16 protein-coding genes are annotated in these 18,114 nt (G+C 68.6%); 9 read left to right on the top strand and 7 right to left on the bottom strand.

What is annotated here, in order from left to right; genetic code table 11:
• The first annotated feature begins 25 nt into the window (after positions 1 to 25).
• Together LQ566_RS07515 and LQ566_RS07510 are read left to right on the top strand one after the other, a co-directional pair.
• Entirely contained in the window at positions 26 to 919 is an 894-nt protein-coding gene (locus LQ566_RS07515; RefSeq protein WP_231090990.1) for a hypothetical protein, read from the top strand.
• Positions 919 to 1,812 (top strand): hypothetical protein, encoded by an 894-nt coding sequence (locus LQ566_RS07510; RefSeq protein ID WP_231090989.1) that lies wholly within the window; start codon positions 919 to 921, stop codon positions 1,810 to 1,812. Before LQ566_RS07515 ends, LQ566_RS07510 begins: the two co-directional genes overlap by 1 nt.
• Before the next feature lie 85 nt (positions 1,813 to 1,897).
• Here the strand turns inward: LQ566_RS07510 and LQ566_RS07505 are convergent, their stop codons facing one another.
• Positions 1,898 to 2,278, bottom strand: coding sequence for a phage holin family protein (locus LQ566_RS07505; RefSeq protein WP_231090988.1), 381 nt, complete (start codon positions 2,276 to 2,278; stop codon positions 1,898 to 1,900).
• A 164-nt stretch (positions 2,279 to 2,442) separates the two neighbouring features.
• On the opposite strand from LQ566_RS07505, the gene LQ566_RS07500 reads away from it, so the two are divergent.
• The 3 genes from LQ566_RS07500 (at position 2,443) to LQ566_RS07490 (ending at position 4,440) form a co-directional block, all read left to right on the top strand.
• The gene (locus LQ566_RS07500) at positions 2,443 to 3,198 is read left to right on the top strand and encodes an SDR family oxidoreductase (RefSeq protein WP_231090987.1); all 756 of its coding nucleotides are present in this window, start codon (positions 2,443 to 2,445) and stop codon (positions 3,196 to 3,198) included.
• Between the two features lie 24 nt (positions 3,199 to 3,222).
• The gene (locus tag LQ566_RS07495) at positions 3,223 to 3,552 is read left to right on the top strand and encodes a nuclear transport factor 2 family protein (RefSeq protein ID WP_231090986.1); all 330 of its coding nucleotides are present in this window, start codon (positions 3,223 to 3,225) and stop codon (positions 3,550 to 3,552) included.
• A 72-nt stretch (positions 3,553 to 3,624) separates the two neighbouring features.
• The gene (locus LQ566_RS07490; protein ID WP_231090985.1) at positions 3,625 to 4,440 is read left to right on the top strand and encodes a shikimate 5-dehydrogenase; all 816 of its coding nucleotides are present in this window, start codon (positions 3,625 to 3,627) and stop codon (positions 4,438 to 4,440) included.
• 47 nt (positions 4,441 to 4,487) lie between these two features.
• Here the strand turns inward: LQ566_RS07490 and LQ566_RS07485 are convergent, their stop codons facing one another.
• The 6 genes from LQ566_RS07485 to LQ566_RS07460 all read right to left on the bottom strand — a co-directional run bounded on the left by LQ566_RS07485 (position 4,488) and on the right by LQ566_RS07460 (position 12,106).
• Positions 4,488 to 6,737, bottom strand: coding sequence for a hypothetical protein (locus LQ566_RS07485; protein WP_231090984.1), 2,250 nt, complete (start codon positions 6,735 to 6,737; stop codon positions 4,488 to 4,490).
• Positions 6,738 to 6,981: 244 nt separating this feature from the next.
• Positions 6,982 to 7,812, bottom strand: a complete 831-nt coding sequence (locus LQ566_RS07480; protein ID WP_231090983.1) for an ATP-binding cassette domain-containing protein — start codon at positions 7,810 to 7,812, stop codon at positions 6,982 to 6,984.
• Positions 7,809 to 8,603, bottom strand: coding sequence for an ABC transporter ATP-binding protein (locus LQ566_RS07475; protein WP_231090982.1), 795 nt, complete (start codon positions 8,601 to 8,603; stop codon positions 7,809 to 7,811). Before LQ566_RS07475 ends, LQ566_RS07480 begins: the two co-directional genes overlap by 4 nt.
• Positions 8,600 to 9,448 carry an ABC transporter permease gene (locus LQ566_RS07470; protein ID WP_231090981.1) on the bottom strand — a complete coding sequence of 283 codons (849 nt, stop codon included), beginning with the start codon at positions 9,446 to 9,448 and terminating at the stop codon, positions 8,600 to 8,602. The genes LQ566_RS07475 and LQ566_RS07470 overlap by 4 nt, the downstream gene beginning before the upstream one ends.
• Positions 9,445 to 10,407, bottom strand: a complete 963-nt coding sequence (locus tag LQ566_RS07465; protein WP_231090980.1) for an ABC transporter permease — start codon at positions 10,405 to 10,407, stop codon at positions 9,445 to 9,447. The genes LQ566_RS07470 and LQ566_RS07465 overlap by 4 nt, the downstream gene beginning before the upstream one ends.
• A 127-nt stretch (positions 10,408 to 10,534) precedes the next feature.
• Positions 10,535 to 12,106: an ABC transporter substrate-binding protein gene (locus LQ566_RS07460; RefSeq protein ID WP_231090979.1), complete on the bottom strand. Its 1,572-nt coding sequence runs from the start codon at positions 12,104 to 12,106 to the stop codon at positions 10,535 to 10,537.
• 230 nt (positions 12,107 to 12,336) lie between these two features.
• Between LQ566_RS07460 and LQ566_RS07455 the strand changes: the two genes are divergently transcribed.
• The 4 genes from LQ566_RS07455 to LQ566_RS07440 all read left to right on the top strand — a co-directional run bounded on the left by LQ566_RS07455 (position 12,337) and on the right by LQ566_RS07440 (position 18,109).
• Positions 12,337 to 13,779: an amino acid permease gene (locus tag LQ566_RS07455; RefSeq protein WP_231090978.1), complete on the top strand. Its 1,443-nt coding sequence runs from the start codon at positions 12,337 to 12,339 to the stop codon at positions 13,777 to 13,779.
• A 107-nt stretch (positions 13,780 to 13,886) separates the two neighbouring features.
• Positions 13,887 to 14,372, top strand: coding sequence for a type III secretion system chaperone family protein (locus LQ566_RS07450; RefSeq protein WP_231090977.1), 486 nt, complete (start codon positions 13,887 to 13,889; stop codon positions 14,370 to 14,372).
• Positions 14,369 to 16,171, top strand: coding sequence for an HSP90 family protein (locus LQ566_RS07445; protein WP_231090976.1), 1,803 nt, complete (start codon positions 14,369 to 14,371; stop codon positions 16,169 to 16,171). The genes LQ566_RS07450 and LQ566_RS07445 overlap by 4 nt, the downstream gene beginning before the upstream one ends.
• A 33-nt stretch (positions 16,172 to 16,204) precedes the next feature.
• The gene (locus LQ566_RS07440) at positions 16,205 to 18,109 is read left to right on the top strand and encodes an ATP-binding protein (RefSeq protein WP_231090975.1); all 1,905 of its coding nucleotides are present in this window, start codon (positions 16,205 to 16,207) and stop codon (positions 18,107 to 18,109) included.
• The last annotated feature ends 5 nt before the right edge of the window (positions 18,110 to 18,114 follow it).

The following is an 18,114-nucleotide window of genomic DNA, read 5'->3' as shown; positions in this document are numbered from 1 at the left end:
CGGTGTGGTCGCTACGATGCGCCGTATGGTCGCCTCCGGCTTCTCCGACAGTGACGTGGGTCGCGGTGACCCCGTCGCGCCGCGACCGCCGGGCTCCGGCATCGTGGCGCTGCTCGCCGTGCTGGTTCTGCTGCTGGCGACGACGACCATCGGATTCGGTGCCGCCGTAGCGTGGCTCACCACGACGGCGGGAGCAGCGGCAGGACAGACGATGCCGCCGACAGCCCCCTCCGAGCCGGCACCGCGCACATCCTCTCCCACCGCCACGCCCACCCCCACGCCGACTCCGGATCTGCCACCCGTGCCGCTGCAACGGGTGCAGGGTTTCGACGTGGGGGTGGTCTCGGCATTCGAGCTCGGCGACGTCGTCATCGCGCGGGCCGAACCGGGTGAGATCAGCCTGGTCCACGCGTTGATCACCAACCCGCTCGACACCGCGGCCTCGCCGACTTTCGACGTGACCTCCTATGACGCGGACGGGCGGATCATCACGCGTCACGTGAGCGTCCTGTATCTGCTGCCGCATCAGCAGACGCTGTTTCGCGGGTTCCTCTCGCGCGATCTGACGCAGGTCGATCGCATCCTCATCGAGCAGACCGGACCGGCTTCCGAAGAGCCGACGGCGACAGGCGGCGACCTGTCCATCACGGCGCTCGAAGGTGACGGCGGCTCGCGCGCCACGGTCACGATCGCCTCGACGCTGGACACCGAGGCGAAGCTCGCCGACGTGTACCTCGTGGGATCCGTCGACGGTGAGATCGTCGTCGTGGGCAACACGGTGGCCGACATCCCCGCCGGGCAGACGTTCACGGTCGACATGACGGTGTACCTGGCCACCCGCGACGATCCGAAGAAGTATGCCGAGGGCGTGCCTGCGGATGCGGATTACAACGTCTTTTTCGAACTGGTGGACCCATGATGAGCCGGGATCGGTCCCTCGGACCTGCGCGGGGACGCGTCGCCGTTCGCATCCTGGCCGTCGCGTCCGTCGTGCTGCTGCTCGCTACCATCACGCTCGGCGTGATCACGTTCCGTCTGCTGGACCAGCGCGCCACCGCCGCACCGTCGGGTCCGTCCAGCGCGCCGCCATCGTCCAGCGCGAAGCCCTCCTCCTCAGCGATATCGACCCGTTCGCCGGGGCCGTCACCGACCCGATGGCCGACTGCGGCACCGTTGCCGGAGACGCAGCCCCGGCTCATGTCGCAGGGCGTCCCGGTGCTGGTGCGCTCCGACTTCACGGTGCGCGAGCTGGCGATGACGCGGTGGGAACCCGATGTCTACACGGAGCTGCTCGCCCCGGTGGAGCGCACGGACGGGGCCGAGATCTCCGGCACGGTCTACGTGGACGTGACCGCGTACGACGAGGACGGGAACATCATCGAGCGCTCGCCCACCACCTTCAGCTGGCGTCCCGGCCAGACACTCGGCGTGATCAGCCTCGCGATGATGGCGGATCTGCCGAGCGCCGCGCGATTCGTGATCGAACAGACAGCGTTCGAAGAGCAGGCGTTCGAGGTCACGGGGGAGCTGACGGTCGGGTCGGTGACGGTTGGTGAGGCGTACGGGCTGGAGACGGTGGCCGACTTCTCGCTCACCTCGACGCTGAGCGCCGGCATCGACATCGCGGAGGTCGGCATCCTGGGCTCCGTGGACGGCCGCCTCTTCGCCGCATGCGTGTCGCCCGTCGAGGTTCCGGCAGGCCCCGTGTTCACCGATGACTGCATCTGGAAATCGGTGAGCTCGGAGTTCGTCCCCGATGCCCCGCCGACCCCTCCCGCCGGGGCGACCTACGAGGTCACGCTCTCGTTCTAGGACAACATTCGTTTCATCGCGCGCACCTGGCTCCCATTCGAGCCAGATAGGCGCCAAGTGCGCACGATGAAAGGGTGATCGCCCCTCACCGCTTCCGGGACGCGTCCTTCAGGAAGAGCTTCGGAAGCAGCCACGACCCGAGCGCCGTGACCACCCAGCCGATGACGGTGGCCAGAACCCAGGAGCCGATACCGGTGATCACCAGCCCGCCGGGGAAGAGCGAGGCGATCAACAGCGCCGCGAAGGTGGACACCAGCCCCACGCCGCCGATGAGCGCCGGCGCGTGCTCGCGTGTGAGCTTGTCGGCGAGTGGAGCGAGCAGGCTCTGCGCCACGGCGAACACGAGCACCGCGATGATGAATCCGGCCACGGACAGCTTCGCTCCGGGGACCAGCAGGGCGATCAGCAGCAGGGCGATGGCGGCGGTGCCGAGGAAGATACCGGCGCGGATGAAGAAGCGGACCATACGGGACTCCTGTTCGGAACGTGGGGTGTCGCGGCCAGCCTAGGGGGCGGTGGGCGTTCCGGCACCTGTGGAGGGTCGAAGCGCCGATCTCCGCCGGTGGCTATGGTCGGTGCGGGCGCGGGGGACGGACGGGCCCACGGCCCAGCGCGAAAGTGAGAAGGCGTATGACGAAACACACACTCGAAGGCAAGAACGTCCTGATCGCGGGCGGAGGGAAGAACCTCGGCGGCCTGATTGCGCGCCAGGCGGCGGCTGCCGGCGCGAACGTCGCGATCCACTACAACTCCGCGTCCTCTCGCGCGGAGGCGGAGGAGACACTCGCGGCCGTGGTCGCCACCGGCGCGAGGGGAGTCGTGACCGCGGGCGATCTCACCGTTCCCGCGAACGTCACCACGCTGTTCGCCGAGGCGGAGACGGCGATCGGGACCATCGACGTCGCGGTCAACACAGTGGGCAAGGTGCTGCGCAAGCCGATCGCGGAGACCACCGAGGCCGAGTACGACGAGATGTTCGACGTGAACGCCAAGGCCGCCTACTTCTTCCTGAAGGAGGCGGGAGCGCGTCTGGCCGACGGGGGCAAGATCATCACCATCGTCACGTCCCTGCTGGCGGCGTTCACAGACGGGTACTCCACTTACGCGGGCGGGAAGAGTCCCGTCGAGCACTTCACGCGGGCCGCAGCGAAGGAGTATGCCGGTCGAGGGATCTCGGTGACTGCGGTGGCTCCCGGCCCCATGGACACGCCGTTCTTCTATGGCCAGGAGACCCCCGAACGCGTAGCGTTCCACAAGTCGCAGGCGATGGGGAACCAGCTCACCCGGATCGAGGACATCGCCCCGATCGTGACGTTCCTCGCGACCGACGGCTGGTGGATCACGGGGCAGACCATCTTCGCCAACGGCGGCTACACCACCCGATAAAACCTGGACAGGAAGAGAAGAGACATGAGCAGCAGCAACGTTCCCGACCCGATCGCCGCTTTCATCGACGCCGTCAACCGGCACGACGAGGACGGATTCCTCGACGCCTTCACCGCAGACGGTGCCGTCGACGACTGGGGTCGGGTGTTCTCCGGTCGCGCCGCCATCAAGGGCTGGAGCGACAAGGAGTTCATCGGCGCGCGCGGCACCCTCACCGTCGAATCGGTGTCCATCGCCGATGGCGAGATCACCGTGGTCGGCGACTGGCGCTCGAACTACGCGAACGGGCTGTCGAAGTTCGTCTTCGACGTGCATGGCGACAAGATCACCCGGATGACCATCCGCGAGGGCTGATCCGGGATGCCCTTCGCTTCGGCTCCGCCGAGGCGAAGGGCATCTGCATGTCTTCGCGGGAGAAGATGGACCATGCCCACCCTGAACAAGGACACCACGCTCTGCATCTCGCTTGCCGGACGTCCGTCCAACCTCGGCACCCGCTTCCACAACTTCCTCTACGCCGAGCTCGGCATCGACTTCATCTACAAGGCCTTCACCACGGATGACATCGAGGGTGCGGTGCGGGGCATCCGTGCCCTCGGCATTCGCGGGGCGAGCATCTCGATGCCATTCAAAGAAGCCGTCATCCCTCTCGTCGACGAGCTCGAGCCGTCAGCGGCCGCGATCCAGTCGGTGAACACGATCGTCAACACCAACGGGCGCCTGGTCGCCGCCAACACCGACTACGAGGCGATCGCCGAACTCATCGCGGCGAACCAGCTCGATCCTGCGGCGTCTGTCCTCGTGCGCGGTTCGGGCGGTATGGCGAAGGCCGTGGTGGCGGCTTTCCGGGACGCGGGTTTCACCGATGTCACCGTGTGGGCGCGCAACGCGATATCGGGTCAGGAACTCGCCGCCCACTCCGGCTTCGGGTGGCGCTCCAGCGATCCCCATCCGGGCGCACAGATCATCGTCAACGTGACGCCGCTGGGGATGACCGGCGACACAGAAGAGGTGCTCGCCTTCTCCGCGCCCCTCATCGCAGCGGCGAGCGTGGTGTTCGATGTGGTCGCCTTCCCCGCGGACACGCCCCTGATCCGGGCAGCCCGCGCCGCGGGCAAGCGGGTGATCTCCGGAGCGGAGGTTCACGCTCAGCAGGCGGCGCGACAGTTCGAGCGCTACACGGGCGTGACGATCACCGCGGATCAGGTCGCGCGCGCCGCAGCCTTCTCCCGCGCGGAATAGGGGCGGTGCGACCGGATCGATCAGCACCGCCCCTATTCGAGCCGGACTCAGCTACGCCGGCGCGGAGCTGTGCGCCACAGAGCAGCCGTCACACCAGCGACGAGGAGCAGCACGCCCGCGCCCAGGATGCCGCCCATCGGTGAGGTCACACCGGTGGTGGGCAGCGCGCCGGATCCTCGGGGCGTGACCGGTGCGGGCGCCGACGACGACATGGTCGCCGTCGGCGCGCCGGTCGGAGTCGCCGTTGCCGTTGCTGTCGAGGTTGCCGTTGCCGTTGCCGTTGCCGTTGCCGTTGCCGTTGCGGTTGCGGTCGAGGACGGCGTGCTGGTGGGCGTCGCCGTCCCGGTCGGTGTGGGTGTTGTGCTGACGGTCGGTGTCGGTGACACCGTGCCGCTCGGGGTGGGCGTCGGCGTCGTGGAGCTCGTCGGCGATGGCGTGCCGCTCGGGGTCGGCGACGGCGTGGCCGTCCCGCTCGGTGTCAGTGTCGGCGTCGGTGTCGGTGTCGGTGTCGGCGTGGGTGTCGGTGTCGGTGTCGGCGTCGGCGTGGGCGTGGGCGTTCCGGTGGGCGTCGACGACGGCGACCCTGACGGGCTCGTCACCGGTGTCACCGTGAGCGTTGCGGGACCGCTGACGGCCGAGCCTGCGGAGTTGGTGGCGGTGGCGCGGTACTGACGTCCATCGAGGCTGACATCGGGAGGTGTCACCGTGAGCGTCGTGCCGTCGGCGGAAACGACCGCAGCGGCGTCACCGGAGACCGGAAGCCAGGTGACCCCGCCATCCGGGGAGTACTCCCAGGTGATGGCCGGGGCGGGGTATCCCGTCGCGCTGACGGTGAAGACGGCCGGAACGCCCACGGTGGTGGTGCGATCCGGCGGCGTCGTCACGGTAGGCGCCGCCACGTACGTGTAGCCGCCGGCGTAGGTGACCGGGGTCTGCACCACTCCGTTGAGCGTCCACTCCACGACCACGTCGACCGGGCCGGCAGCGTGGGGCGGCGTAACGACGCTCCAGTCTCCGCTGCCCGCGTCGGCGAGCGATGTGCCGTCAAGACCATCGAAGCTCACGCGTGTGACCGTCACCTGCGGCCAGAACAGCGCCGGGACGTTGGTGCCGTATCGGTACGACCACGCGTAGAGCTTGCCATCGGACCCGATGGCGAGCGAGCGCTCCTCGCTCGATGCCACCGTCTCCAGCGAGACGCCGGCAGGGCTCTGGACCACCACCGGGGTGGTGCGCTGCACGTTGGAGCCATCGCCGATGATCCACAGCCCGTTGGCGCCCCAGCCGTAGGTGTTCCCGTCGGAACCGGTCGCGAAGCTGATGTCGTATCCCGCGCTGATGTTCGAGAACGTCACACCGGCCGGAGCCGTCACGGGGGTGGGCACGTTTCGGGACGTTGTACTCCCGTTGCCGAGCTGGCCGGAGTCGTTGTTGCCCCAGCTGTAGAGCACGCCGTCGCTGCCGAGACCGAGGGAGAAGTAGGCGCCGGCAGCGAACTCGGTGAATGTGACACCCGCCGGTGCCGTCACGGGCACGGGTGTCGTCGACGTCGTGCTGGTGCCGTTGCCGAGCTGGCCGAACCCGTTCTGCCCCCACGCATACAGCACGCCGTCGGAGGCGAGGGCGAGGATGTGCGCGTTCGAGGCGCTGATCCGCGTGAAGGTGGCGCCGCCGGGGGCCGCGGTGGCCACCGGAACGGTTGCGGCGCCGCCCGGCGTGTATGCGGTCCCGTACGGCTGACCCCACACGTACACCTGTCCGTCGGAGCCGAGAGCGGACGAGGTGTACTGACCGGCCTGCGGCTGGGTGAACGTCACGCCCGGGGGGGTGAGCACCTTGGCCGGGGTCGTCGTGTTCGTCGTGGTGCCGTTGCCGAGCTGACCGCGGTCGTTACGGCCCCAGGAATAGACGCTGCCGTCGGAGCCGATGGCCAGGGACCAGCCGTAGCTGACGGCCGGCTCGCCGAGCGTGACCCCGGCCGGGGCGAGCACCGCGACGGGTGCCGTTGCAGCGGTCGTGCCCCCGGTACCCAGCTCGCCGAAGCTGTTGGACCCCCAGGCGTAGAGCTGCCCGTCCGAACCGACGGCGAGCGCGTGGTCGCGGCCCTGCGCGATGTCCGTGAACGTGATCGACGGCGGTTCCGGAACCAGCACCGTCGTCCCGCCGCTGGTCGGCCCGCTGTCGGGCGTGGGGACGGTGACCGTCGAGGCGTGCGCGCCCAGCGCCCCCACCAGCGTCACGACGACCGCCGCTCCTGCCGCACTGAACCAACGCCGAACACCGCTTGATCGCTTCATCGCCCGTACGCTCCCTGTACACGTGGGTCTCGAAAAGGCACGCCCAGCGTCATCGGGGCGACGCGTGGGGATGTGCTCCCTGCAAGTTTCAGGGACGGCAGTTCAGCAGGGAACGCGGGGGGACGGTTTGACCCCAGTTCTGTGGTCAGGCTCTCGCGGGCGCCCCTGCTCAGGCGCGTCACCAGGTCGGACGGGGCAGCGGTCGGCGCGCCGCATCACGGATATCGCGGGGAGATCCGTCCGCTCAGATGCCGGTGGCGGCGTCGCTGATCTGGCGCAGACGCGCGCGTGCGATGGCGGGGTCGGCCACCAGCACCGCGTCCAGGAGCTTGCGCGTGTACGGATGCTGCGGGTGATCGAAGATCTCGGCGGTGGGTCCCTCCTCCACCACCTGACCGCGGTACATCACGGCGACGCGCGTGGCGATCTCTCGCACGACGGCGAGATCGTGCGAGATGAAGAGGTATGTCAGGCCCAGCTCGCGTTGCAGATCCCGCAGCAGGTCGGTCACCTGCGCCTGCACCTGGACATCGAGTGCCGAGACGGGCTCGTCGGCCACGATCAGCGCCGGTGCCACTGCGATGGCGCGCGCGATGGCGATCCGCTGGCGCTGGCCACCGCTGAACGATCGGGGGAGGCGGTGCACGGCATCGCCGGTGATCCCGACCTGCGCGAGCGCCGCCGTCGCGACGGCCTCGGCGTCCTTTTCGGGCGAGAGCACGCTCACCGGCTCCGCCACCTGCAGCAGCGCGGAACGCACCGGATTGAGCGAGGAGTACGGGTCCTGGAAGATCACCTGCATCGATCGTTGCGCGGTTCGCCGCCCCGCGCGGCCTGCCCCCACGAGCTCCTCACCGTCGAACCGGATGGACCCGGAGGTCGGTGACTCCAGCTGGAGGATGAGCCGGCCGAGTGTCGATTTGCCGGAGCCCGACTCGCCCACCAGAGCCAGCGTCTCGCCGCGGTGGATGTCCAGACTCACATCGTCCACCGCGCGCACCGTGCGCTTGCGCCCGCGCTCGCGGACCGTGAAGTCCTTCACCACACCGCTCACACCCACCAGGGGCTCGCTCATGATGCCTCCTCCCGTGTCGCGGCGCCGGGAGAGGCTGCCAGCAGCGAACGTGTGTAGGGGTGTTTCGGGGCCGCGAACACCTCGTCGACCGCTCCCGTCTCCACCACGGCGCCGTCCTTCATGACGGTGACCTGATCGCAGAGTGCGGCCACCACACCGAGATCGTGCGTGACGATCAGCACGCTGAGGTTGCGCTGCGCCTGCAGGCGATGGATGAGGGCGAGGATCTGCGCTTGCACGGTCGCATCCAGCGCGGTGGTCGGCTCATCAGCGACGAGGAGCTCCGGTTCGGCGAGCAGAGCCATCGCGATCATCGCGCGTTGGCGCATCCCGCCGGACAGTTCGTGGGGGTAGCTGCGCATCACCCGCGCGGGATCCGGAATGCCCACATCGGTGAGTGCCGCGATGCACGCCCGTTCCGCGTCCGCCCCGCGCAGCGCGGTGAAACGCCGGACCACCTCGCGCAGGTGCCCGCCGATACGGCGGAGGGGGTTGAAAGAGGTCAGCGGGTCCTGGAAGACCATCGCCATCGCGGGACGAGCGGGCCGGGGGGCCGTGAGGTCGACGCCATCCACGAGGCAGGTGTCCCAGCGGCGCTCGGCACGCTGCGGCAGGATCGACATCAGTGCGCGCAGCAGCATGGTCTTGCCCGAGCCGGATTCGCCCACCACACCCATCACGGTGCCGCGCTCGATGGTGAGGTCGACGTCGTGGAGGATCGCGATGCGCTCCGCCCGGGGCGGCACGATGTCGACGTTCAGGCCACGGATCTGCAGGATCGGATCGGTCATCGCTCATCCTCCCGGGTGACGGCGGCGCGGATGCCGTTACCCACCACGTTCACGCAGAACACCGTGGTGGCGATCAGGAGTCCCGGCACCACCGCGAGCAGGGGCGCCTTCTGCAGCGATCCCTGCGCGGTGGTGAGGAGTGAGCCCCAGGACGCCAGCGGCGCCTGGATGCCCAGCCCCAGGAAGCTCAGCGCCGACTCGGTCAGGATGGCGCCGGAGATCGTCGCGGTCGCGGCCACGATGATCGTGGGCACCACGGCAGGCAGCACGTGGCGCAGGATCACGCGAGGGGAGCGGACGCCGATGAACGCCGCATAGCCCACGAACGTGCGCTCGCGCACCGACAGGGTCTCGGCTCGCACCAGTCGCGCCGTGGTCATCCACGACAGCGTCCCGATGATCAGCACCATCGTCCACAGCCCCGGACGGAAGAACACGCTCGCGACGATCACGAGGAGCATCCAGGGAATCGCCGAGAGCAGGTCCACCAGCCGCATCAGGAGGTCGTCGACGATGCCGCCGAAGTAGCCGGCCGCGAGCCCGGCGAACATCCCGATGAGCGTCGCCGCGAGGGCCGAGGAGAACCCGACGAACAGAGAGATCCCGCCGCCGCTGAGCACGCGCGCCAGGTAGTCGCGCCCGAGGTTGTCGGTGCCGAGGAGATGGGCCGGGCTCGGGGCCGCCCACCGGTCGGACATGTCGGAGGTGGTCCCGTCCAGGCCGAACAGCGGCGAGATGACGCACACAACGGCGATCACCAGGATGATGATCAGCGCGGTGACGGATCCGCGACGCTGGAGGAAGCGGCGCCAGACGGTGGCATCGGCGGAGCGGACGGTGGTCATTTCGCCCCCTGGGTGAGCCGGATGCGCGGATCGGCGGCCGCGTACAGCACGTCGGCGATGAGGTTTCCGAGCACGGTGAGTACGGCGGACACGAGCACCACGGCGAGGATCACGGGGTAGTCGAGTGCGGCCGAGGAGGTGAGGATGTACTGCCCGATACCCGGCCAGCCGAAGATGCTCTCGGTCACGATCGCTCCGGTGACCAGGATGGGAAGGGCCAGCCCCAGCTGCGTGATGATCGGCAGCAGCACGTTGCGGCTGACGTGGCGGGACAGGATGAATCCCCGGCTCGCGCCGTAGGCCCGCTGCACGAGCACGTAGTCGTCGTCGAACTGGGCGATGGTCGAGGCCCGGACGTAGCGGGTGAGATCGGGAAAGAGCGCCACCACGAGGACCAGATAGGGCATCGCGAAGTGAGCGAGGAAGTCGGCGGGATCGCCCTGCCTTCCGACCGAGTGCATGCCGAGAATCGGGAACAGTCGCAGCTGATAGCCGAACAGGTAGATCACCAGCAGCGCGAACCAGAAGGTCGGGGTGGCGATGGCCACCGAGCAGATGCCGTCGATCACCTTGTCGAGGCGGCCGCCGCGCCGGGAGCCGGCGATCAGGCCGAGGACGATGGCGAGGATGAAGGCGGTCAGGTAGGCGGGACCGATGAGGGAGAGCGTGTTCGGGATGCGTTCGGCGAGATCGGCGGCCACGGAGTGGCGGCTGACGAGGGAGAAGCCGAGGTCGCCACGCACGGCGTTCCACAGCCACAGGCCGTACTGCACGATCATCGGCTGGTCGAGGCCGAATTTCTCGCGCATGAGCTGCTTGGTCTCATCCGACATGGACGGCGTCGTGATCGCGTCGATCACGTCGTACGGCGCGAGGTGGATGAGCACGAACACGATGAGCGTGATGACCACGAGCATCGGCACGAGCTGCGCCATGCGTCGCAGCACGTAGCGGAGCATCCGGCGATCCTCTCTCAGAAGCGGGCTACCCCGCGAGACTTCCCTCTGCGGGCGAGAATCCGCGCATTGCGCCGATTCTCGCCCGCATGCCGAAGTCTCGCGGGGCGTGACAGGGATGAAACCGACGTTACTTGACGGTCAGCTTCTCCCAGTGCTCGAAGGTGTAGATCGGAACGAGGACGGCCTCATCCACGCCGCCGACGCGCGGGCCGGTGGCCAGGATCTTGAGGTTGTCGGCCAGCGGGTAGAAGACCGCGTCATCCGCGATGGTCTTCTGCAGGTCGGCGTAGATCGCCTTCCGCTTGGTCTCGTCCAGCTCGGCCGTGCCCTGGTCGAACAGCGTGTCGACGGCCGGGTTCGAGTAGGCGAAGTAGTTCGCCGAAGCGCCCGTGCGGAACAGCGCCGAGTACGCGTCGGGGTCGTTGCCCATGATGTAGCCGCCGAGGAACGCGTCGAACGAGGAGCCCGCGCCCTTCTCGATGTCCGCATACAGCGCCGATCCGTCCACGGCCTGCAGCTGCACGGTGATCCCGGCCTTGCCCGCCTGCTCCTGGATCAGCGTGGCCTCGGTCTCCTGTGCCGGGTCGCCCGCGGTGTAGCCGAGCGTGATGGTCGGCTTCGCACCGGCGAGCAGCGTCTGCGCCTTCTCGAGGTCCGTCTCGTACTTCTGGACGTCCTCGGTGGCGAACGGGTTGCTCGGCGGGAGGATCGAGTACGCCGGCTCGTAGTAGTCCGTGCTGAGGAATGCACCGTCGTCGATCTGCTTCTTGTCCAGCGAGTAGAACAGCGCCTGGCGCACGTTCACATCGGGGACCTTCGCGGCGATGACGCCGAGGTAGGCGACGCGGCCCTCGGCGTAGGGGTGCACCGTGACATCGGTGCCCTCGAACTCCTCGACCTGCGCGGCGGTGACGAAGGAGGCGTCCACCTCTCCCGTCTGCAGCGCGGTCTTGACCGTGTCGGCGTTGCTGACGATGCGCAGGGTCAGATCGCTGACCTGCGGTGCATCGCCGGCGTAGTTCGGGTTCGGCTCGAAGCGCAGGTACTCGCCGCGCTTGTACTCGGCCAGCTGGTACGGACCCGATCCGACCGCGGCGGGGTCGAGATCGGAGGTGGAGAAGTCCGTGATCTTGCCGTAGACGTGCTCCGGGATGATGTAGGTCTCGGTGGCGATGTTCGACAGCGCAGCGGCACTGATCGAGGGCAGGTGGAAGACCACGGTGGTGTCATCGGTCGCCTCGGCGGTGATCGGCTTGTCGCCCACCCACAGCAGGTCGGCGTTGCCGTTCTCCTTCTTGGCCTTCTCCGTGTACGTGAAGACCACGTCCTTCGCGGTGAGCGGCTCGCCGTCGGACCACTTCAGGCCGGACTTCAGCTTCACGGTCACCGAGAGACCGTCCTCGGCGGGGGTGATGGTGTCGGCCAGCTCGTTGACGACGGTGCCGTCGCCCTCGACGCGCGCGAGCGGCGAGTAGACGATGTTGGCGAAGGTCAGTCCCCAGCGGTCGTTGAGGTTGATGGGGTTGGTGGAGGTGGGGTCCGAGGAGATGACGTAGGTCAGCGCCCCGCCGGTGCTCGCGGAAGTGGCGGAGCCATCCGACGTGCCCTCGGAGGGCCCGGACGCGGGCGCGCACGCGCTGAGCATCAATCCGGCGGCCGCGACGAGGGCGAGGGTCGATGCGATTCTGCGACGTGACATGGGCATAGCTCCAGGGTTCGGGGTGAGTCCACTGAGGGTAGGCATGCGCGTGCATACATCGCACATCCTGTTTCGGTGTGTGTCAGCGCACAGCGGTCCGTGTCTATTCCCGCACCGACCGGGAGGACGGCGAAGCGGTGAGAGAACCCTCACGCTGCGCGCGGTGGAGAATGCGCGGGAGGGCGGATGGCCGACGCTACGATGGCTCCATTCCGAACGGGGAGGAACCCATGAGCACCTCGGCTGACAGCATCTCCGACGGGGGCGAACCCCGACTGCAGCGCGCGCTGAGCAACCGCCACATCCAGCTCCTCGCGATCGGTGGGGCGATCGGCACGGGCCTGTTCATGGGCAGCGGCAAGACCATCTCGGTGGCTGGTCCATCGGTGATCTTCGTCTACCTGATCATCGGGTTCATGCTCTTCTTCGTCATGCGGGCCATGGGCGAGCTGCTGCTGTCGAATCTGAAGTACCGCTCGTTCAGCGACTTCGCCGGCGACCTCCTCGGTCCATGGGCGAGCTTCTTCACCGGATGGACGTACTGGTTCTGCTGGGTGGTGACAGGCGTCGCCGACGTGATCGCGATCGCCGGCTACGTGAAGGTCATGATCCCCGACGTGCCGCTGTGGATTCCCGGGCTGCTCGTCGTCGTCGTGCTGCTCCTGCTGAACCTGCCCACGGTGGCCGCGTTCGGGGAGGTGGAGTTCTGGTTCGCGCTGATCAAGATCATCGCCATCGTCGCGCTCATCGTCACCGGTCTCGTCATGATCTTCGGAGGCTTCCAGTCCGACGCGGGCACGGCGTCTTTCGCCAACCTCTGGAGCCACGGCGGGTTCTTCCCGAACGGGTTCATGGGCTTCGTGGCGGGTTTCCAGATCGCGGTCTTCGCGTTCGTGGGCATCGAGCTGGTGGGCACAGCGGCCGCGGAGACCAAGAACCCCCGGCGCAACCTGCCGAAGGCCATCAACGCCATCCCGGTGCGCGTGATGCTGTTCTACGTCGGTGCACTGATCATCCTGATGTCGGTCACGCCGTGGACTCAGTACGAGGCCGGCAGCAGCCCGTTCATCGCGATGTTCTCGCTGGCAGGCCTCGGAATCGCCGCCACGGTGGTGAACCTCGTGGTGCTCACCTCGGCGATGTCCAGTGCCAACTCCGGTATCTACTCCACGTCACGCATGGTGTTCGGACTCGCGCAGGATGGAGACGCACCGCGTCTGTTCGCTCGGCTCTCCCGGCGTCGCGTGCCGCAGAACGCCCTGTTCCTGTCCTGCATCCTGCTGCTGGCGGGCGTCGTGCTGCTGTACGCGGGTGACGACATCGGAACCGCGTTCGACATGGTGACCACCGTGTCCGCGGTGTGCTTCATGTTCGTGTGGACCATCTTCCTGCTCAGCTACCTGGCCTACCGGCGCAAGCGCCCCGAGGCGGTGGCGCGCTCCGCGTACCGGATGCCGGGCGGCCGGTTCATGGTGTTCGTGGTGCTGGCGTTCTTCCTCTTCATCCTCTGGGCTCTCACCACCCAGCCGGACACGCTCACCGCACTGCTGGTGACGCCCGTCTGGTTCGTGATCCTCGTGGTGGCCTGGCTGTTCGTGCGACGCTCGCCCCATCACCTCGAGCGTCACGCCGCGCACGTGACGTACCTGCGGACGCCCGACGCCGAGGAATGAAGGAGCCGGCGAAGCGGATGAGAAGGCTGTCATGATCCCCGACGCTCGTCGTAGGGTGGAGTCACCTCCCGCGTGATGCTCGGGGCGGGGATTCTGAGGGGTATGGCATGGGTTTCTTCGACAAGTCCACCGGGAGCGCGGGCGCGCTCGCACCGTTGAGCCGTGACCGCATCACCGCGGTGCTCGATGCGGGCGGCATGCACTACAGCATCGACAGCGACGGCGACGTCGGCGGCTGGTGGGATGGCCACCTGTTCTACTTCTTCCTGATGGGACAGGACAAGGAGATCCTGCAGGTACGCGGACGGTGGAACCGCACGGTGAACCCGGACCAGTACGGCAACCTCGTCCGCCTCGCCAACCAGATCAACACGGAACGCATGTTCCCGCGTGTGTCCGTGCTCATCGATGACGACGGCGATGTGAACGTCTTCGCGGCGCACGGAGTGGACTACGAGAAGGGCGTCACCGACGACCAGCTCGACGTTCACTTCGCCACCGCGATCGGCTCCACGCTCAGCGCGTTCGGCTTCCTCGACGAGCAGTACCCCACCGAGGCTGCAGCGGCCGCAGCGGCGTTCGCCGAGGAATGAGTCGCGCGTTCGCGGTCGACCTGCGCGGCATGGTCGACCTGCTGGCGCGCCACCTGTACTCCGGTCCGCGCGTCTACCTGCGTGAGCTGCTGCAGAACGGTGTCGACGCCGTCCAGGCGCGGCGGGCGCAGGACGCGCACTCTCCGGCATCGATCCGTCTGATCGCCCGGGGCGAGACGCTCGAGGTGATCGACTCCGGTGTCGGTCTCTCCGCTGCGGAGGCGGATGAGTTGCTCGCCACGATCGGTCGCAGCTCGAAGCGGGACGAACTCACCGGTCGCACCGACTACATCGGGCGCTTCGGAATCGGCATGCTCGCGGCGTTCATGGTGGCAGAGACCATCGAGGTGATCTCGCGCTCCGCTTCCGGCAGCCCGCCGGTGCGCTGGCGGGGCCGGGACGACGGCACGTTCGAGATCGAAGAGGATCCGGCGGACATCGGCGACGTCCCCATCGGAACCCGCGTGCGACTGCATGCCCGTCCGGAGGCCGCGCACTGGATGTCCACCGACACGGTGACCGCTCTCGCCGCCGAGTATGGCGAACTGCTTCCCGTGGACATCAGCGTGGAGGTTCCGGTCGGGAACACGGTGCTCCCGCGTCGGATCTCCCGCGATGAGCTGCCGTGGCAGGAGACGCATCCCACACCTCGTGCGCGAGAGCAGGCGCTGATCCGCTACGGGGAGAGCCTGTTCGGCTTCACGCCGCTGGGGGTGATCGATCTCAGCGTGCCGGAGGTCGGACTCACCGGGGTGGCCTTCGTGCTCCCCGCCGCCGTCGCGCCCACGGGCGCTCGTCATCGCGTCTACGTGAAGCGCATGCTGCTGGGTGACCGCGTGGACGGACTGCTGCCGGACTGGGCGTTCTTCGTCCGTGCCGTGGTGAACGCCGATGGACTCAATCCGACCGCCTCGCGCGAGCAGCTGCACACCGACGAGGTGCTGGTCACCGCTCAGGAGCACCTGGCCGCCGGGCTCCGGGCCTGGGCGACACAGGCGCTGTCGGAGGACACCGCCTTTCGGGGACGATTCCTGCGGACCCATCACCTCTCCCTCCGTGCCCTGGCGGCGGGGGACGACGACATGCTGGATCTCGTCGCGAAGACGCTGCCGTACCAGACGACGGACGGTGAGCTGACCCTCAGCGAGGTGGGGGAGCGCAGCGGTGAGATCCTCTACGCGCCCACCACCGAGGCGTTCCGCCGCGTGGCCGATGTCGCGCGGGCACAGGGTCTTGTCGTGGTGAACGCCGGCTACGTCTACGACGCGGACGTGCTCGCACGCCTCAGCGGCCGTTCCGGATGGCGCGTGCGTCAGCTGCGCGTCGAGGATCTGGTGCGTGCGCTGAACCCCCTCGATCCCTCACGCGAGCTCGCCACCCTGGACGGTGTGGCGGCCGCGCAGGCCGTGCTGGCCGACGCCGATGTGGACGTCCTGATCCGCACGTTCCTTCCGGAGGACACCGCTGCCGTTCTGCTGCGCGATGCCGAGGCCGAGCATCAGCGCGACATCGCCGCAGAGCGCGAGTTGGCCGACGCCGCCTGGGGGGACGTGCTGGCCGCATTCGCCCGCCCCACGGCATCACGGCAGCTGGTGCTGAACGATGCGAATCCGCTGGTGCGGCGCCTGTTGAGCGCCGACCGCGGCGAGGTCTTCCGCGCCGGCGTCCGCACCATCCACCTGTCCGCGGTGATGCGCTCCGGCGAGGTGCTGCGGGCCGCCGAGGCGACCCAGCTCAACGACTCCCTGAACGTGCTGCTCACCGCCGGGCTGAGCGCTGCACCCGACGAAACGCCGTGAGCACCGCTCCCGAACCCGAATCGGAGATCACCCGTGACCCGCGATATCGATGACATCCTTGCTGCGGCGCAGAACGCCGACAGCATGCCGTACGGCCCCGCCCGAACCGAGACCATGGTCCGGCTCCTGGACGAGGTGGACCGGGACGGCCAGCATGACGCGGAGGCGTACGTTCTGATCTGTCTCGTGGAGGCGCACTTCTTCGCGGGGGACACCCCGCGCGCGCTCGTCGTCTTCTCGCGACTGCGTCGCCTGTGGGCCGAGCATCCCGAACGATTCGACAAGTGGGACCGCGAGGCGTTCTTCGCCGCCATGAACTGGGTGGTCGGCGGTGTGCAGGATGACCCCTCGGTCTCGGCCGCACAGATCCTGCCGCTGCTGGATGACATGACACAGCTCGCCGCCGTTGCGGGCCTCGCCGCCGACGCCGCGGCGTACGAGCGGTTGCGATGGGCGATCCGCTCCGAGTCCGACGACGTGGAGGCACGGTTCGAGGAGTGGCGGCATACGCCGCGCACCACGGCGGAGTGCGAGTTCTGCGAGCGCACTCGCGTGGCCATGGTGTTCGCCCGCGACGGCCGGTTCGCGGAGACGGTGACGCTGGCGAGCGCACCGGGTGCACCGGATCGGCGCTGCACCACCGACCCCGCCGATCTCTATTCCCTGCATGCGCAGGCACTTCTGGAAGTGGGCGACGCCGCGGGCGCGGCACGTCTGCACCGTGACTTCGAAGCGGCACTGCCCCGGCAGTCGGCACATCTCACCATGGCGCGCGGCCGGCGGATCTGGACCCTCGGTCGCGGTGGCGCGCTCGATCTGGCCGTGGCTGCCATCGAAGAGGATCAGGACTACCTGACCTCCGGTATCACGGGATGGCTGCACCTCTCCTTCCTCACGTCGGTCGCCGCAGGCACCAGCGCACTGGTGCGCGCCGGACTGGACGCGCCGCTGCGGCTGCGGACCGTTCCGGCGGACACCGTCGCCGAGCTCGCCGCGTGGACGCGTGAGCGCGCTCTCGAACTCGCCGACGCATTCGGCGCGCGTGCCGGCGGAGATCGTCTGCGGGCCCGGACGATCGCGGACATCGAGCGTCCGCTGCCCCCGCACCGGCTGGAGTTCCGCGTCGCCGTTCCTTCCGCTGTCGCACCGGAAGCTTCTGTCGCCGCGCCGGCGGATGCCGTCGGCACGGCGACCGGCGAATCCGGTGCCGAGACCTGGCAGCAGGCGCTTGCGGCCGCGGAAGCCGCCGTATCGACCGATCTCGCGACCGCGGCGGAGGCCTACGGCCGTGCAGCTGTTCTCGCCGACGCCGCCGGCGCGCTTGCGGATGCCGGCTTCGCCTACGCGGAGCTGGGGCGAAGCGCCGACCTCCTCCGCGATCCCGTCGCCTCGCATCACGCCTATGGGGAGTCCATCGCGCGCCTTCTCGCGGCGGGGGTCGAGCCGGAGCTCATCGTGCAGGTGATCGAGGCGTGGGCGCCGGTCGCCGCCGATCGCGACGACACCGGTGACGTCATTGCGGCGGCAGCGCGTGTCCACGAGCTGCTGGCCGTTGCCAATGACGACGACGTGCGGGATGAGCGATTGCGTGCCCGTCGCGGCCACCGCCGTGCCAGCGCGCTCGCGGTGATCTCCGAGACCCGCGCCCGCCTCCTGGCCGGCGACGACGCCGATCTGGCCTTCGATCTCGCCACCCGTGCGGCTGAGCTGCACCGCGACACCGGCCGTGCGGACGCCGCGGCTGAGGCGCTGTGGCTGGCCGCGCGCATCCGGGAGTCGGTGGGCGCGGCAGATACGCCCGATGTGATGCGCCTCGCATTCGACGCCTCATCGGGCAGCCAGCGTTCGGTGCTCGGCGCCGCGCTCGTGGAAGCACTTCGTGGCGCCGGACGCCACGGCGACGCCGACGACGTGCTTCGTGAACTCGGCGGCAGCTGAGTCGC

This window comes from Microbacterium nymphoidis (assembly GCF_021044885.1).
Classification (GTDB): domain Bacteria; phylum Actinomycetota; class Actinomycetes; order Actinomycetales; family Microbacteriaceae; genus Microbacterium; species Microbacterium nymphoidis.
The sequence above is the reverse complement of the archived record's forward strand: the minus strand, read 5'-3'. Positions and strand labels throughout refer to the sequence as shown.

Bases quoted from the DNA above. Each gene is read 5' to 3' on its own strand.
- LQ566_RS07455 (WP_231090978.1), top strand. From the start codon at position 12,337: ATGAGCACCTCGGCTGACAGCATCTCCGACGGGGGCGAACCCCGACTG.
- LQ566_RS07450 (WP_231090977.1), top strand. From the start codon at position 13,887: ATGGGTTTCTTCGACAAGTCCACCGGGAGCGCGGGCGCGCTCGCACCG.
- LQ566_RS07505 (WP_231090988.1), bottom strand. From the start codon at position 2,278: ATGGTCCGCTTCTTCATCCGCGCCGGTATCTTCCTCGGCACCGCCGCC.
- LQ566_RS07495 (WP_231090986.1), top strand. From the start codon at position 3,223: ATGAGCAGCAGCAACGTTCCCGACCCGATCGCCGCTTTCATCGACGCC.
- LQ566_RS07485 (WP_231090984.1), bottom strand. From the start codon at position 6,737: ATGAAGCGATCAAGCGGTGTTCGGCGTTGGTTCAGTGCGGCAGGAGCG.
- LQ566_RS07480 (WP_231090983.1), bottom strand. From the start codon at position 7,812: ATGAGCGAGCCCCTGGTGGGTGTGAGCGGTGTGGTGAAGGACTTCACG.
- LQ566_RS07490 (WP_231090985.1), top strand. From the start codon at position 3,625: ATGCCCACCCTGAACAAGGACACCACGCTCTGCATCTCGCTTGCCGGA.
- LQ566_RS07445 (WP_231090976.1), top strand. From the start codon at position 14,369: ATGAGTCGCGCGTTCGCGGTCGACCTGCGCGGCATGGTCGACCTGCTG.
- LQ566_RS07460 (WP_231090979.1), bottom strand. From the start codon at position 12,106: ATGTCACGTCGCAGAATCGCATCGACCCTCGCCCTCGTCGCGGCCGCC.
- LQ566_RS07510 (WP_231090989.1), top strand. From the start codon at position 919: ATGAGCCGGGATCGGTCCCTCGGACCTGCGCGGGGACGCGTCGCCGTT.
- LQ566_RS07475 (WP_231090982.1), bottom strand. From the start codon at position 8,603: ATGACCGATCCGATCCTGCAGATCCGTGGCCTGAACGTCGACATCGTG.
- LQ566_RS07515 (WP_231090990.1), top strand. From the start codon at position 26: ATGGTCGCCTCCGGCTTCTCCGACAGTGACGTGGGTCGCGGTGACCCC.
- LQ566_RS07465 (WP_231090980.1), bottom strand. From the start codon at position 10,407: ATGCTCCGCTACGTGCTGCGACGCATGGCGCAGCTCGTGCCGATGCTC.
- LQ566_RS07470 (WP_231090981.1), bottom strand. From the start codon at position 9,448: ATGACCACCGTCCGCTCCGCCGATGCCACCGTCTGGCGCCGCTTCCTC.
- LQ566_RS07500 (WP_231090987.1), top strand. From the start codon at position 2,443: ATGACGAAACACACACTCGAAGGCAAGAACGTCCTGATCGCGGGCGGA.